We start from the raw sequence: 14,206 nt of genomic DNA on the forward strand, positions 1-14,206 counted from the left end.
TGGGCAGCAAGCGCGCGGCTTGGCTTTGGCGGAGTATGACAAGTTTGCCCTATTCTGCACTGGGCAGCTTGCCCGACACCACGCTCGCGTGCCATTGAGCAGCGTCCTGCACCGCATGCTCCAGCGGCATATTAGCCTCGACCCGGTCCATGATGAGTCGCTGCAAGATGGCACCCAGCATCACCACGTTGTCAGCCATGTGGGGCTTGAGCTCCGTCAGAAACTGGCAGGTGGGCGGGTCATAAGCATAGGCCGCGAGGAAATCGTCAAAACGTTTGTCCGTGGCCAGCGCGTAGCACATGTCATAGATGAGGTTGAAGCTGCGTGTTTGCTGCGCCTCGTCTGCGGATGCCACGTTGGCGCGCACCTCCTCGGCCAGGTCACGCCGAAAGTCGGTCAATCCGTATTCGGCGCGGGCCTTGACCACGTCCTCCACAGTAAATTCCCACTGCATAGTGCATGTCTCCTAAGGTAGTTGCGGCCAGCGCTGGCTCAGCCTTCGCCAAAAATGGCTGCAAAAGCGTCTTCGTCGTCGCTGCAGATCGCGCAGGTCTTCTCGGGTGTCGGCGAGACAAAATGACGGTCACAGCGCGAGCAGCGCTGTTTGGTTCTGCTGATCAGCGTGATCGGCGCCTGCTCCGGGCGGGCATCAAATGAGGTGGCTGCATTCAGCACCCGAGGCTGACACACTTCCAGGCACACCTCGCAGGCCACGCAGCGGTCGGTTTGAAAGGTCAGCGCCCAGTCGCCGGGGTTCTCCACGATTTGCAATGCGCCCGTGGGGCAGACCCGAAAACAGGCTTCACACAGGGTGCAACCCGATTGCAGCGAGAGCTGCATGAGTGGCAACCCCTCATGAAACGTCACGGGGAAAGGACGGTCGTCCTTTTGTTTGCACACAATTTGCAGCAATTCCCGCTGTTCCGACAGGGTATAGGCACCGGCGCGAATAGCCTTTTCCGGCACCTTGGCCGTCTCGCCCGCCTCGGTTTTTGCCACCGGTTTGTCCACACTGGGGCTGAAGATGCGCCGAAACAGGTGACGCCTGGATGCGGCGACGGCGTTTTTCTCGACATTTTTTTCCCGCACCTTGGGGACGCGCGTGTCTTCCGCCAGAACCGGCATCATCCAGTCGGGCGCCGGGACGTCGTCTCCGCCACCCTGGGTGGCGGCCTCCAGCAGCTTTTCGAGCGCCTCAAGATTGAGTTTGAGTTGTGCTTCCCCGGTTTTTCCGTGCGCACACTCGGCGCAATGCCCACTGCCGTGCAGGCTCACTGGAATCCGGCGCTTGGCCATGTAGGCCAGCCATACCGCGTCGATGGCGCCCAGGCAGGGCACGACGGCATCGCCGCTGCACCCCGAGGGTTCGCAGGCGAGGCGCCATGCCGGTTTCTTGATCGCTTCACGCAGCAGGTCAATCGGCTTGAAAGCGGGGCTGGTCCACGCATGGGTGTGGCAGGCGCTGATGCACAAGCCGCAGTTCCTGCATTTGTCCGCCATGAGGGCGGCGCCTTCATCGGACAAGACAATAGCGTCATGCGGGCAGGCATCGGCGCAGCGGCGGCATTCGCTGTAGCGGTAGCGATAACGGGTGCAGCAGTTGGCGCGAAAGTCGGGCATTCGTCTGGGCGGGTTAGGGTTTGGGTTTACTTTGCAGAATTTGCAGCGGTGTGCCGGTTTCGCAGGTGTTGTGCGGAATCACAAAACTGATGCCAGGGGGTGCGCCGGGTGCCTTGGAAGACGATACCTTTTCCAGGGATTTGAGCACAGACTCCCACGCCGCCACGCCGCCTTTGACCGCATAAATGACTTTGCCAGGATGCTGTTTGGCCAGCGCCGCGCCAATGTTCATGGCCTCCTGGTCGCGGTCTGCCACGACGATGATTGCGGCCGTGGGGACGATTTGCAGGCCAGGCCGATAGCGCACGGCATCGGCCAGCGGATGCTTGCGTTGATTGTCCTCGCTGCGGGCGTCGACAACACAGCACGGGGACTCGCTCTTGAGTGCCTCGGTCAGTTCAGCCTCGCCACGCAAGGCGACAGCAGCATGCACCGGGGCCGCGCAGAACAAGGCTGCCGGCAGAGCGAATGCCAACCAGTGCGTGCGGGCGGTGGGCTTCATGCAGGTCCTTATGTGGCAACGATGGGTGTGTCGGTGTCGTCTGTGCGTGGCAGCAGCTCGTGACGCCGATGATAAAGCGCGGCGGGAAGCGCAAGCTGCGTCGCCTGGCCATAACGGATCCAGTCGGCAATGACAGGCGCCGGGTCGTTCAGCGGAGCGATCCAGAGTTTGTTGCCCAGTGTTTCGACCATGCCGGCGCAGAGGTTCAGGTCGGCATCGTCACAAATATCTGCGCGCAGCAGTATGGATTGCACGCCATGCCGCAGCATGGCGTCAATCCACAAACTGGCCCGAATGCCCGAGGGCTCTCCGTCGGCCTTGAGCACCTCCCAGGCGGGTTCGCACAGCGACGGCGTGACGACATTGAAGTCTTCATTGGATTCGGTCTCGAAAGACCAGCTCACGGCCTGACGCTGCACCGGCACCTGCAGACCGATACGCGGGGCACCAAAGCGCTGGATCAAGCGCTGCACAACGCCACCGTCGAGCAAGGCGGCTTCCCCCACAAACACCCGGCTGGCCCCGGCATTCAGCAGTGAGATCGCGGTAGCCTCGGATTCGGCGTTCAGCACCACATGGGCGCGCGCGATGGCATGCGCGATCGAGGCCAGCCTGGGCGTGTAGTGCAAAAAGGTCGGAACGATGGGTGCGACTTCGTTGGGGTTTCTTGCCAGGCAGCAAAACTGGACACTCATGGCGCAGCCCGTGTGTATTCGAATTTCGGGTACACGAAGGGAAACATCGGACAGTCCGCGTCGGGCGCGAGCCCCACCAGCAGGGGGCGCAAGTCCTGCAAGTTGGCATGGATCGGTTCGATCTTGATGCCCAGATAGGTGGGGCGGTATTTCCCCAGCACCAGCAGGGCATCGTCCAGCATCAGCAGCGCACCTTCCTGGTTCTGGTTCTGGGTGAAAAACAGCGCCAGCGTGGCATATGCCAAGGCCTGCAGGAGTTCCGCTTCGGGGTCCGCCTGCCCGAGGACGCTGTTGCGTATCAGGCGCGACCAGCGCTCGTTGAGCCAGTCGTGCAAGGTGCCCAGCTCGTTGTTGTTCCACAGGGCTGCCACTTCGCTCCAGTCCAGTTCGGACAGGACCTGCCGGTCCGGGGGCAGGAGGGGGCGCGAATGCAAATCAAGCAACATGGTTCTTACCCTCCGAGTTGAAGATCATGCAATGGCGTAATCGGGATCACGCGGGCTGCCGCCAACCCCGCGCCGCGTTCGGGCAGACCCGGTGGGCACTCGCCGCAAACGGGCTCATCAGGGTTGAATTCCATCTTGATCTCTGACTTGGGCACTTCCAGCTGCCCCTGGTCCAGATCGTCCAGATGACTCAAACCCATGGCCGCGATTTCCTCCATCGCAAAGCCGCCCAGAAAGCGGGCCATCTCCCGGTAAAACGAGTGCCCTGCTGCGCGTTCGATCAGGCCACTGTAGCCGCGCACCCAACGTCCCAGGTGCAGCGTCCAGAAGCGCTTGATCTCCTTCTCCAGCTTTTTGTAGGCTGGCATGTCCTCGCGCGCCAGCGCGGCTGCGCCGCGCTCCAGCAACTCGGCCACGAACATCAACTCGATGCCGAGTTGATCAGGGAACACCTCAAAGCGCCCTTTTACCTGTTCGAACCCCATGCGCTGGTAAATCTTCATCACCTGAAAATGCGGGTCCTGCTTGAAACGCCCGGTCAGGCGCACCGACTCGATGGGCGGGAAGCCGCCGGAAGAGGCGAACAGCGTGGCGTACTCACACGCCAGCGCCTCGGACAGCGTTGGTAAATCGCTCTCCAGAAAATCGGCATCAAAGGCAATACCGACATCGCGTAGTGACTGCAGCAAGCCAGCTTCGCGCAGCGCCGCCAGAAAATTCGTCGAGGGTTCCTCCACAAATACGCCAGCCAGGATACGGTACAGATTGGCCCTGGCGAGGCACTCCTCACGAAGTTGCACCAGATCCTGAATTGCCTCCGCCGGGTCGGCGACAACCGGGTCGTCAAAGGCCAATGCGGCAATCAATGTCCACCTCCGGCTTTGTTTTTGACGCTTTCGGGGCCCGCCCACGCCGCCATCTCGGGGTGCATCTTGCGGTGCAGGTCGCCGGTATAGGCGTAGCGCATCGTTTCCTTGAACGCGGCCACGTGTTTTTCCCAGCTTCCTTCAGAGTCGCCGTACTTGTCATTGGGTCCGGCCTTGCTGACCTTGACGACAGTGTCGTACCAACCCTGCGAGCCGCCAATCGGGTCGGCTACCACGGGGATGATGTTGTTCGGATGCACGCCCTTGTCGTCCCACCAGACGTTGTTCAGATCCGGATCGTCCTGGCCGTGGCTGGCATCACTCTTTTTGCTCTTGAGTTTGAGGGTGGCGAGGCGCCCGTACTCCCAGTGGCCGAAGCCGGTGGGGATGGAAACCACCTTGGGGTGGATACCCTCGGTGACGTAGGCTTTGGTGACCAGATGGCCTACGGCGCTTTCGACGCGCACCAGGTCACCGGTCTTGACGCCCAATTTCGCGGCTGTCTCCGGGTTCATCCACGCCGGGTTGCTGTGCGCAATTTCAGCCAGCCATTTCACGGCGGCGGTGCGTGACTGCTTGTGCACGTTGAGCTTGAAGGTGGACAGGATCAACTCGTCATCCTTCATGGTTTCGTGCCAGGGGATTCGCTTGAAAGTGGGCATGGGGTTGAATCCATAGTCCGCCCACTGATCCACCCGCACGTTGATGACCCGGTTGCCGGTGGGAAAGCCCACGTAGTTCTTGCCGTCACGCTTGACCCCGATGGCCTTGCCATTTTTAATGATGGCGCCCGCCTTGTCCACCGTGGCCCCGGCCATATCGGCTGCGGAAAGTTCTTTCTTGTAGAGTCCGTATTCGGCCTGGATCTCGCGTCCGGTCTTGTCTGACACCTTGCCCGTTTTGGGATTGAGTTTGCCGTAGATGGGCCAGACACCATGCTGCTTGAGGAAGTTCAAGCCACCGGCTTCCTTCAGACCTGGAACGTTGTCAAAGTGGTGACGCATGTAGTCCTCGCCATCCTTGAAGTTCCAGAACTGCTTCATGCCGCGCTTGCCGTCCGGGTCCAGCTTGTGGATGATGTCGCGCAGCATGACCCGGTTTTCGCGCGACTCGCCCAGCGACTTGTGCACTGGCTGGCGAATGCCGAGCCAGGGCCACAGGGAGTTGGGCATGGACTCGGGCTCCCAGCGCTCCAGGTAGGGGCAGTCCGGCAGGATCAAGTCAGCCAGCGCGGTTTCCTCGCCCATGAAGGGACTCATGGACACCAGATAGGGAATCAGCTTCTCGTCCTTGAACAGCTTGCCCCACACGGCCATGGATCCCGGGTTCGTATAAACCGGGTTGTCCTGGTAGGTGAAGTACACGTTGATTTTCTGCTTGCCCTCGGCGATCCAGAACGGCACCAGATGGCTGACCTTGTGTGCAGCCAGCGGATAGTCTGGTGGGTTTGAAAGATAGGAGCCCTTGGCGGGTTTGCCCGGCTCCGGCATGGGCTGTGGCCAGCCCATGCCGCGCGGCAGGCAGTAGCCGCCTTTCTTTTCAACGTTGCCGGTCATGATGGGCAGCATCATGCAGGCCTTCTCGTTGTAGGAGCCGTACAAGTGTTTGGCCGGTCCGCGGTAGGTGAACAGCGTGGCGGGCTTGGCCGTGGCGAATTCACGGGCGACGCGCTCGATGGTTTCCGCGGGAACGCCGGATATCTTCGCCGCCCACTCGGGCGTGTATTGCTTGTAATGGGCCTTCAGCTCGGCCACGGTGACGTTGGTCCAGTTGTCGATGAAATCGGAGTCCTGCATGTCTTCGCCCAGGATCACATGCCCCATCGCCAGCGCGACGGCGCCGTCTGTGCCGGGAAACACCGGAATCCACTCATCCGAGAAGCCCGCCGTGTTGGACAGCCGCACGTCAAACGTGACAATTTTCATCTGGTTGTCGATGCGGCCTTCCGTGACGCGCTGCGACAGCGGGTTGTGAAAGTAGGAGGCCTCCAGCACGTTCGATCCGAAGTTGAGGACGTACTTGGCGTTGGCGAAGTCCGGGGTTTCGATGTCCGGCCCCCAGGTGGGCTCCATGCCCACCTTCTTGGACGACTCGCACACCGAGGTGTGGTTCACCACCGTGGCCGAGCCCAGGGTTTTCATGAAGCGGTCCAAGGTGCCACCGGTGCGGTTGCGACCGTACTTGAGCATGATGGTATTGGGGTCTTCCTTGAGCGCACCATCGAGCTTTTGCGCCAACTCGGTCAGCGCCTCGTCCCAGGTAATGCGTTTCCACTTGCCCTCGCCGCGGGCGCCGACGCGCTTGAGCGGGTACAGGATGCGATCCGGGTCGTAGCTGTACCACATGCCGGCGTTGCCCTTGGCGCAGAGACGACCACGGGTGGATACATGCTCTGGGTTGCCTTCGAGCTTGACCACGCGGTCATTTTCCAGATAGGCAATGGCACCATCCTGGATATTGCACACATGGCAGTTGGTCGGCACGGCACGACGCTCGACCGCCGTGACGGGGTCGATGTCCTTGCCGCCAAGATCATTTTCCATGGCGTTGAGCAGACGGGGTGCGGTGGCGGCGGCAGCACCGGTGCCCGCACTGACCTGAAGAAATGTGCGGCGCGATACGCTGGGAATTTTCATGATTTGTCTCCTGATGCTTGCGGGACAGACTGCAGCGGCTCAGCCGCAAGCGCTGTCCTCAATTGACTGAAAATGACGATTTAAAACAGGGTCTGGACTTGTTGGGGCGCCATCAGGATGGCGTAGCGCAGCGCAGCGCTGCCTACCAGGACAAGCAGTGCGGCAACCATCACACCGCCTTGCTGGCGTCCCAGCGGGGCCAACAGCAGGGCGAACGGCGCCACGGTGCCCGCCACGATGCCCAGGCCGACGAAAATCAGGCCCATGCTGCCGGTGGTGAGAATGATGTAGGTCAGCTCTTCTGCCGAACCGCCGTAGTGGGTGGTGCCCAGCATCGAGACCAGAATCACGCCCACCGCGCCCACCGACCAGATCAGGTACTGGCGCAGCGTGGTTTGCGCAGCGGCGTTGGCGCCCGCGAGCAGGGAACTCACGGCAGCACCGGAGGCCATGGCCAGGGCCACGAACAAAACCGGCATCACCGGGGTGTTCCACATCGGCCGCGACTGGTGTACCGACAAGTCGTAGCCTGTGTAGATCGGCAGACCCAGCGCCAACAAGGCGACCACCAGCGCCAGCCGTTTGCCGCTCTTCTCGTTGCCCTTGCGCAGCATCAGCAGGTAGGCTACGGACGCTACGCCAAAGGTCACGATGTTCAGCGAACCCCAGGCCAGGGGCGAGGTGAAGTGCAGATAGAAGGGGTTGAGCACGTTGAGAAAGCGCATGGGCTGCGAGAGGTCGCCAATGAGCAGCACGCCACCCACCGCCAGCAGCGCAAACGAAGCATAGGCAGCCGGCTTGCGCAGTCCCGCCAGCTCCGCCCGGTGCCAGGACAAAAACGAGAAAAATGAAAGGCCCGCGCAGATCCCGATGACAAAAAAGTAGATCGCGTAAGCCGAATGCCACGACACATCGTGAAACCAGACGTAGTCACCCATGATGTGATGCTCCTCAAATGTTGAAGTGACGTTTGAAGGCGGAGCGTTCCTGCTCCATCACTTCAATCTTTTGGTAACCCTCGCGGCCAAACTCGGTCTGGTTGCGGTCGGCACCGATGTAGAAGACGTGGGGCTTGGTGCCCTGTTCGGGACGCAGCACCTGGGTCGGGTTTTTCGCGATCAGGTAAGACACTTCGCTGTTCGGGTCATTGATATCCCCAAACACCCGCGAACGGCCAATGCAGGTCTGTACACAGGCCGGCACCAGGTTTTGCGTGACGCGGTGGAAGCAGAACGTGCACTTGTCCACCACGTTGGTGATGGGCGTGTAGGTGCGGTGCGAAGGCAGCATGAAACGCGCGTTGTACGGGCATGCGGCCATGCAGCTGCGGCAGCCGATGCAGCGCTCATAGCGCTGCAGTACGAAGCCACCGTCCTCCACGACGAATGTGGCTCCCACAGGGCAGTTGCGCACGCACGGCGGGTCCTCGCAGTGGTTGCACAGCCGCGGCAGGAATTTGCGCGACACGTTGGGATATTTCCCGGTCACCTTGTACGGCACCCAGGTGCGGTTGACGCCCAGCGGGGTGTCGTACTCCGCCTTGCAGGCGACCTGGCAGGCCATGCATCCGATGCATCGGCGGGTATCGATGACCATGGCATACCGCTTTCTGCCGGATTTGCCTGCCGTCGCCGGGGGCGAGACTTTTGTTGCTTCACTCATCGATTTGTCTCCTGGGGATGATGTGGGTTTCTTGTTTTATGCATGGATTGCATGAAGGATTGAGCAATATGCGTGCCATCACGTTGAAGCCGTGTTTCTTATGCACTCCCATTGGGAGCGACGCACTTTTCTCGCCACCCAAGCGGCGGCCAAGGTTACGAAAACGTAACGCTATCCGGGTTTCTACGGGGGGTAGATGTTACGGAATCGTTATTTACTTGGCGCCTGTTTCCTGCACCTTTGGACTCTTGAATGCGACGCAGAGCTTTTGTTGAATGTGGGGCCGCGCTGGGTTTGACGCTGGCCGGCGCGAGCGCCCGTGCGGCTGCGCCGCGGCTGCGCATCGGCTTGACGGCGGTGATCCTGTCTGACCAGGCGGCGTTTTTGGCCCGCTGGAGCGACTACCTGTCCTTGCGCGTGGGTGTTGAGGTTGTTTTTGTGGCGCGCGAGTCATACCAGTCCATCCTTGATCTGCTGTTTTCCGGTCAGCTTGATGCCGCGTGGATTTGTGGCTACCCCTATGTGCGCCATCAGGCACAGTTGAAATTGCTGGCAGTGCCCGTGTACCAGGGGGCGCCCCTGTACCAGTCCTACCTGATCCGCGCCCGTGACGGGGCGATCGAACTCAAGGGCTGGAGTGCCCTGAAGCACCGCGTTCTGGCTTACTCCGACCCGCTGTCGAACTCGGGCTGGCTGGTGGCCCAGGCGCAACTTCGCGCCGCCGGCTTGAGCGAACGTGATTTGAGGCGTGCGTTCTTTGCTCACGGCCATCGCAACGTGGCGGAGGCGGTGGCCACCGGCCTGGCACATGCAGGCTGCATCGATGGCTACGTATGGGAAACCATGCAATTGCAGAAAATAGCTTTGGTCGCGAAAACGCAGGTGATCTGGAAGTCCGACTTCTATGCATTCCCGCCCATCGTGGTCAGGCAGGGTGACCGGAACAATGCGCTGGCGGGACTGGGCGAGGCCCTGCTGACCATGCACGGCGAACCCCAGGGGCAGGACCTGTTGCGAGCGCTGAACCTGAGCGGCTTTTCCAAACCCGCCCCGGCGCTTTTCGACTCCATCAAGGCGCTGGCCACCAGCGTGAGCGCAGCGCGCACCTGAGCCATGCTGCCCCGTTTGCCCTATCGCATCCAGATACCGCTGGGCCTGGCGCTGGCCGTGACGCTGTCGGTACTTTTAGTGAGCGTCGTGGCGGCGCAAATATCGGCTCGCGCGGCCCGCCAGGATATCGTCACCACCGTCCAGCGCGTCATGGCGCTGTTGGTGGTGCAGGGGCGGCCCTTGCTGGCGACCGAGGACACCTGGCGCGCATTTGAGCTCTTGCGAAATACGGCGGCCCTGCTGCCGGATGCGGGCAAGGGCTATGCCCGCGCCGCTATTCTGGATGCGGATGGGCGGTTCCTGGCGGGGTCCGACCCGCAACGTTTGCCGACCGGCGAGCAGGCGCTCGGTGTTTCGGTGAACGGTCGCATGCTGCCCCTTGCCAAGGATGTGCCGTCGGCCCGGACGATGGATTCCGGAGACGGCAGCCTGGCCCTGATTCAACCGATTCGCAGCGACGATGAGAAAGTCATTGGCTTCGTATTGGCAGAAGTGGATGCCGCCGCGTTCGCGCCCGACTGGGCCGCGCTGGCCACGCCCGCATTGATAGGAGCGGCGCTGGCCGTGATCGTGCTGGTGCCGCTGGGATGGCTGGCTGGCCGCCGCATGGCGCAACCGATTGCGCAGATGGCGAACAGCATCGCGCTGATTGGTCGTGTGGATCTGGTGAAATTGCAGCAGCTTGTGCCGCAGGTGAGGGACCCGGAACTCAATCGCATTGCCGGCGCGGTGCGGCGCCTGCTGGCCGACATGTCGGTGCGGCAAGCCAATGAGCAACGCGCGCGCTCTGCCGAGCGACTGGCCGCGGTGGGCCGCATCACGGCGGCGGTAGCGCATGAAATCAACAACCCGCTGGCCGGTTTGCTGACGGCCACGCGTACGCTGCGCCTGCACGGTGACGCACCCGACACGCGGCTGCGCACGGTGGACCTGATTGAACGCGGCTTGCATCAGATTCGCACCATGACGGCCGCCCTGCTGCCCCAGGCCCGGGTGGAGGATCGCTGCATGACTGCGAGCGATCTGGACGATGTCATCACTCTGGCGCGAGCCGCCGCCACCCTGCACAGCGTCACGGTCACGTCGGTGCTTGAGAACCATGCCGACTTGTGCGTCCCGTCCACGGTATTTCGGCAGGTCATGCTCAACTTGCTGCTCAATGCCATCAAGGCCGCAGGTGACGGCGGCCAGGTCCAAGCGGCCCTGAGCTCGGACGCCCAGGCCGTGCGCTTCGTGGTGGCCAATACCGGACAAGTCATGTCCAGCGACGAGTTGCAGCAGCGTCTTCACGCCGAAGACCGCAACGACCCGCACGGCTTCGGACTGTGGATTTGCCATGAATTTGCCGTGCGCTACGGCGGCGGTTTCGCGGCCACCGAGACGGACGCCATCCCCCTGCCTTTTAGCACCAGCCTGAGCTTCTGGCTCCCCAAACATACCCATCATGACGACAAAACACTTATTGCTGATTGAAGACGACCTCATCCTGGGCGAGTCGCTGGTGCAACGGTTTGAGCTCGAAGGCGTCAAGGTCGTATGGGTTCGCCGGCTGGCGGAGGCACAGGGCCAGATGGAGGCGCCCTGGGGCGCCGTGGTCAGCGACGTGCGCCTGCCCGATGGCCTGGCGACGGAGTGGTTTAGCCAGTTGTCGCCGGCCTATCGCCTGTTGCCGTGGTTCTTCCTGACCGGCTACGGCAGCGTGAATGACGCGGTGAGCGCGCTGCATGCCGGTGCGCGCGAATACCTGACCAAGCCGTTCGACATTGAAAAACTGGTCTCCATGGTGCTCGATGCGTTGGCGACGACCGCGCAGGCACCGGCCCAGGCCATGCTCGGCATCTCGCCCGCCATGCGCCGGGTGGAGGAGTTGGTGCGCAAGCTGGCGCGACAAAAGACCTCCGTGCTCGTGACCGGGGAGTCGGGGGTGGGCAAGGAAGTCGTGGCGCAAATGATCCACAGCCTGGACCCGCGCAGCAAGGCCGGCGACTTTGTTCCGGTGAACTGTGCAGCGGTGCCCGAATCCATGATGGAAGCGGAATTTTTCGGCTACGAAAAGGGCGCGTTCACGGGCGCGCAGCGGGCCCACAAGGGGTTTGTGGAACGGGCGCACGGCGGCACCTTGTTCCTGGATGAGGTGGGGGATCTGCCCGCCAGCATGCAGGCCAAGCTGCTGCGGGTATTGCAGGAGCGATGCTTTTTCAGGCTTGGTTCAGAACGCACCACGCACAGCGACTTTCGCATCATCGCCGCCACCAACCGTGACTTGTACGCCGACATGCTGGCGGGCAGGTTTCGCGAAGACCTGTTTTATCGCCTGGCCGTGATCCGTATTGAAATACCACCCTTGCGCGAGCGACCGGAAGATGTGCGCTGGCTGACGGAACTGATCCTGCAACAGATCACGGCGGAGCAGGGCATTCCGATCTCCATGTCGGAGTTGTTCCTGCGTGACCTGATGGCGCGCAATTGGCGCGGGAACATCCGGGAGCTGCGCGCCTATCTGGAACAGGCGGTGGTCATGAGTGATGAGGGCGTTCTGGCCGTGCCCGTGTCCGCCTGCCTCGGAGCCTCCCCGGGCGCCGCTGCGGCGGATTGCCCTGCCCAAGGTTTGCTGCCGCTAAACGCCATTGTCGAGGATGCAGAGCGTGGCCACATACGCAAAGCCTTGAGCCGCTGTGAAGGAAGTGTCACCAAGACCGCCGAGGTGCTGGGTATCTCCCGTAAGACGCTGTGGGAAAAAATGAAGCGGCTTGCCATCAGTGCCTAGGGAAATATCAGAATATGCGCCAGCAGTTACAAAAATAATAGCAAAATTGCGCTGCCACATTCAACCCTTGACCGGCTCACGCATCGTCACAAATTCTTCAGCCAGCGTGGGGTGGATGCCAATGGTGCTGTCAAAGATGGCTTTGGTGGCGCCGGCCTTCATGGCCACGGCAAAACCCTGCACGACTTCGCCGGCGTCCGGCCCCACCATGTGCAGGCCTACCACGCGGTCGGTGGCGTCTTCGACCAGCAGCTTCATCAGCGTGCGCTCGGTGCTGCCGCTCAGCGTGTGCTTGAGCGCCTTGAAGTCGGTGCGGTAGACGCGGATCTTGCCGAATTTCTCGCTGGCCTCGGTTTCCGTGTAACCCACGGTGCCGATGTTCGGATGCGTAAACACCGCCGTCGGAATGAAGTCATAGCTCATGCTGCGCGGCGCCTTGCCTTCCGCCGGGCCAAACAGCTGGTCGACCACCACCATGGCTTCGCCCAGTGCCACCGGCGTGAGCTGAACCCGCGCGGTCACATCGCCCAAGGCGTAAATCGACGGCACCGAGGTTTGGTACTGCGCGTTCACCTGGATCGCGCCCGCGTCGTTTTGCTTGACGCCGGCTGCTTCCAGGCCCAGTCCGTCCACCAGCGGCACCCGGCCGGTGGCGTACAGCACGGCGTCAACGGTAACGTGGCTGCCATCGAGCAGCCGCACCTGCAGGCCTTCGCCGGTGCGCTCAATGGCGGCCACGTCGGTGTTCAGGTGCAGCGCCACGCCGGTCTTGACCATTTCGCCGGCAATGAAGGCGCGCACGTCCTCGTCAAAGCCGCGCAGTACCTGGGTTCCCCGGTACAGCTGCGTGACCTGGGCGCCCAGGCCGTTGAAGATAGAGGCAAACTCGCAGGCAATGTAGCCGCCGCCCACCACCAGCAGGCGCTGCGGAAAGGGCGACAGGTCAAAGATATCGTTGGAGGTAATGACATGCTCGCCGCCCGCCACGTCGGGCACGCTGGGCTTGCCGCCGGTGGCAATCAGGATGTTTTGGGCGCTGTAATGCTGGCCGCCCACCGCCACTGTGTGCGCATCGACCAGCGTGGCCCAGCCTTCCAGGAGGTGGACGCCCGATCCTTTGAGCAACTGCACATAGATGCCGTTGAGCCGTGAAATCTCCCGGGCGCGGTTGGTTTTGAGGGTGTTCCAGTTCAGGATGGGCGCCTCGCCGACCCAGCCAAAGCCGTGCGATTCTTCAAAGCTTTCGGCAAAGTGGGCCGCATAGCTGTAAAGTTTTTTGGGAATACAGCCCAGGTTGACGCAGGTGCCGCCCATTTCGGCCACTTCAGCCAAGGCCACGCGGGCGCCGCGCTGCGCCGCCATGCGGGCGGCGCGCACGCCGCCACTGCCGCCGCCAATGACGAAAAGGTCGAAATCAAAAGTCTGCATGGGTGTTTCTTTCGGGTCTGGAAAACGTTGTATTTTTTCAGATTACCACCGACGCTGCGCGCCAGTGGCGGCATGCGCGCATGGGGTGGCCCCCTGTGTGGGCATGGCAAACGGCTGGGCGCGCGCCCAAAGTGGCGCAGCCGTCGATAATCGGCGCATGACCTCTTCTTCTTCCGATTTCGCCTCCCTGTCCCTGCCAGCCCATGTGCTGGCCAATCTGCAACAACTCGGTTACCTCAAGATGACCCCGATTCAGGCCGCCAGCCTGCCCGTGGCCCTGCTGGGCAAAGACCTGATTGCCCAGGCCAAAACCGGCAGCGGCAAGACCGCCGCCTTTGCGCTGGCGCTGCTGGCCAACCTCAACGCGCGCCGTTTTGCGGTGCAGGCGATGGTGCTGTGCCCCACGCGTGAGCTGGCCGACCAGGTCACCACCGAAATCCGGCGCCTGGCGCGTGCCGAGGTAAACATCAAGGT

Annotated in this window: 14 protein-coding genes; 4 read left to right on the forward strand and 10 right to left on the reverse strand. The window is 62.1% G+C overall.

All coding sequences use genetic code 11. The features are described from left to right. Positions 1-49: 49 nt before the first annotated feature. The 9 genes from Q8K05_RS05960 to Q8K05_RS06000 all read right to left on the reverse strand — a co-directional run bounded on the left by Q8K05_RS05960 (position 50) and on the right by Q8K05_RS06000 (position 8,427). The gene (locus Q8K05_RS05960) at positions 50-454 is read right to left on the reverse strand and encodes a hypothetical protein (protein WP_305245595.1); all 405 of its coding nucleotides are present in this window, start codon (positions 452-454) and stop codon (positions 50-52) included. A gap of 38 nt (positions 455-492) precedes the next feature. Then, positions 493-1,620 carry a 4Fe-4S binding protein gene (locus Q8K05_RS05965; RefSeq protein WP_305245596.1) on the reverse strand — a complete coding sequence of 376 codons (1,128 nt, stop codon included), beginning with the start codon at positions 1,618-1,620 and terminating at the stop codon, positions 493-495. A gap of 13 nt (positions 1,621-1,633) precedes the next feature. After that, positions 1,634-2,122 (reverse strand): hypothetical protein, encoded by a 489-nt coding sequence (locus Q8K05_RS05970; RefSeq protein ID WP_305245597.1) that lies wholly within the window; start codon positions 2,120-2,122, stop codon positions 1,634-1,636. Positions 2,123-2,130: 8 nt separating this feature from the next. Beyond that, on the reverse strand, positions 2,131-2,817 hold the full coding sequence (locus tag Q8K05_RS05975) for a hypothetical protein (protein WP_305245598.1): 687 nt from the start codon (positions 2,815-2,817) through the stop codon (positions 2,131-2,133). Further along, positions 2,814-3,263 carry a hypothetical protein gene (locus Q8K05_RS05980; RefSeq protein ID WP_305245599.1) on the reverse strand — a complete coding sequence of 150 codons (450 nt, stop codon included), beginning with the start codon at positions 3,261-3,263 and terminating at the stop codon, positions 2,814-2,816. Before Q8K05_RS05980 ends, Q8K05_RS05975 begins: the two co-directional genes overlap by 4 nt. Positions 3,264-3,268: 5 nt before the next feature. Further along, complete coding sequence (locus Q8K05_RS05985; protein WP_305245600.1) at positions 3,269-4,129, reverse strand: molecular chaperone; 861 nt, start codon at positions 4,127-4,129, stop codon at positions 3,269-3,271. Continuing rightward, on the reverse strand, positions 4,126-6,765 hold the full coding sequence (locus tag Q8K05_RS05990) for a molybdopterin-dependent oxidoreductase (RefSeq protein WP_305245601.1): 2,640 nt from the start codon (positions 6,763-6,765) through the stop codon (positions 4,126-4,128). The genes Q8K05_RS05985 and Q8K05_RS05990 overlap by 4 nt, the downstream gene beginning before the upstream one ends. Before the next feature lie 80 nt (positions 6,766-6,845). Further along, positions 6,846-7,703 carry an NrfD/PsrC family molybdoenzyme membrane anchor subunit gene (nrfD, locus tag Q8K05_RS05995; protein WP_305245602.1) on the reverse strand — a complete coding sequence of 286 codons (858 nt, stop codon included), beginning with the start codon at positions 7,701-7,703 and terminating at the stop codon, positions 6,846-6,848. 13 nt (positions 7,704-7,716) lie between these two features. Continuing rightward, positions 7,717-8,427, reverse strand: coding sequence for a 4Fe-4S dicluster domain-containing protein (locus tag Q8K05_RS06000; RefSeq protein WP_305245603.1), 711 nt, complete (start codon positions 8,425-8,427; stop codon positions 7,717-7,719). A 252-nt stretch (positions 8,428-8,679) separates the two neighbouring features. On the opposite strand from Q8K05_RS06000, the gene Q8K05_RS06005 reads away from it, so the two are divergent. Genes Q8K05_RS06005 through Q8K05_RS06015 form a run of 3 tightly spaced genes read left to right on the forward strand, consistent with a single transcriptional unit; the run spans position 8,680 to position 12,304 of the window. Then, positions 8,680-9,537, forward strand: a complete 858-nt coding sequence (locus Q8K05_RS06005) for a PhnD/SsuA/transferrin family substrate-binding protein (RefSeq protein ID WP_305245604.1) — start codon at positions 8,680-8,682, stop codon at positions 9,535-9,537. Between the two features lie 3 nt (positions 9,538-9,540). Next, positions 9,541-11,010, forward strand: a complete 1,470-nt coding sequence (locus Q8K05_RS06010; RefSeq protein WP_305245605.1) for a HAMP domain-containing sensor histidine kinase — start codon at positions 9,541-9,543, stop codon at positions 11,008-11,010. Next, a complete protein-coding gene (locus Q8K05_RS06015; RefSeq protein ID WP_305245606.1) occupies positions 10,982-12,304 on the forward strand; it encodes a sigma-54 dependent transcriptional regulator in 1,323 nt (440 codons plus the stop codon). Before Q8K05_RS06010 ends, Q8K05_RS06015 begins: the two co-directional genes overlap by 29 nt. Before the next feature lie 60 nt (positions 12,305-12,364). Here the strand turns inward: Q8K05_RS06015 and gorA are convergent, their stop codons facing one another. Beyond that, positions 12,365-13,732, reverse strand: a complete 1,368-nt coding sequence (gorA, locus tag Q8K05_RS06020; RefSeq protein ID WP_305245607.1) for a glutathione-disulfide reductase — start codon at positions 13,730-13,732, stop codon at positions 12,365-12,367. A gap of 157 nt (positions 13,733-13,889) precedes the next feature. Between gorA and Q8K05_RS06025 the strand changes: the two genes are divergently transcribed. Next, positions 13,890-14,206 (forward strand): DEAD/DEAH box helicase (locus Q8K05_RS06025; RefSeq protein WP_305245608.1); only part of this gene is annotated, 317 nt, incomplete at its 3' end.

The sequence above is a fragment of the Polaromonas sp. genome (assembly GCF_030682935.1).
Lineage (GTDB): Bacteria > Pseudomonadota > Gammaproteobacteria > Burkholderiales > Burkholderiaceae_C > Polaromonas.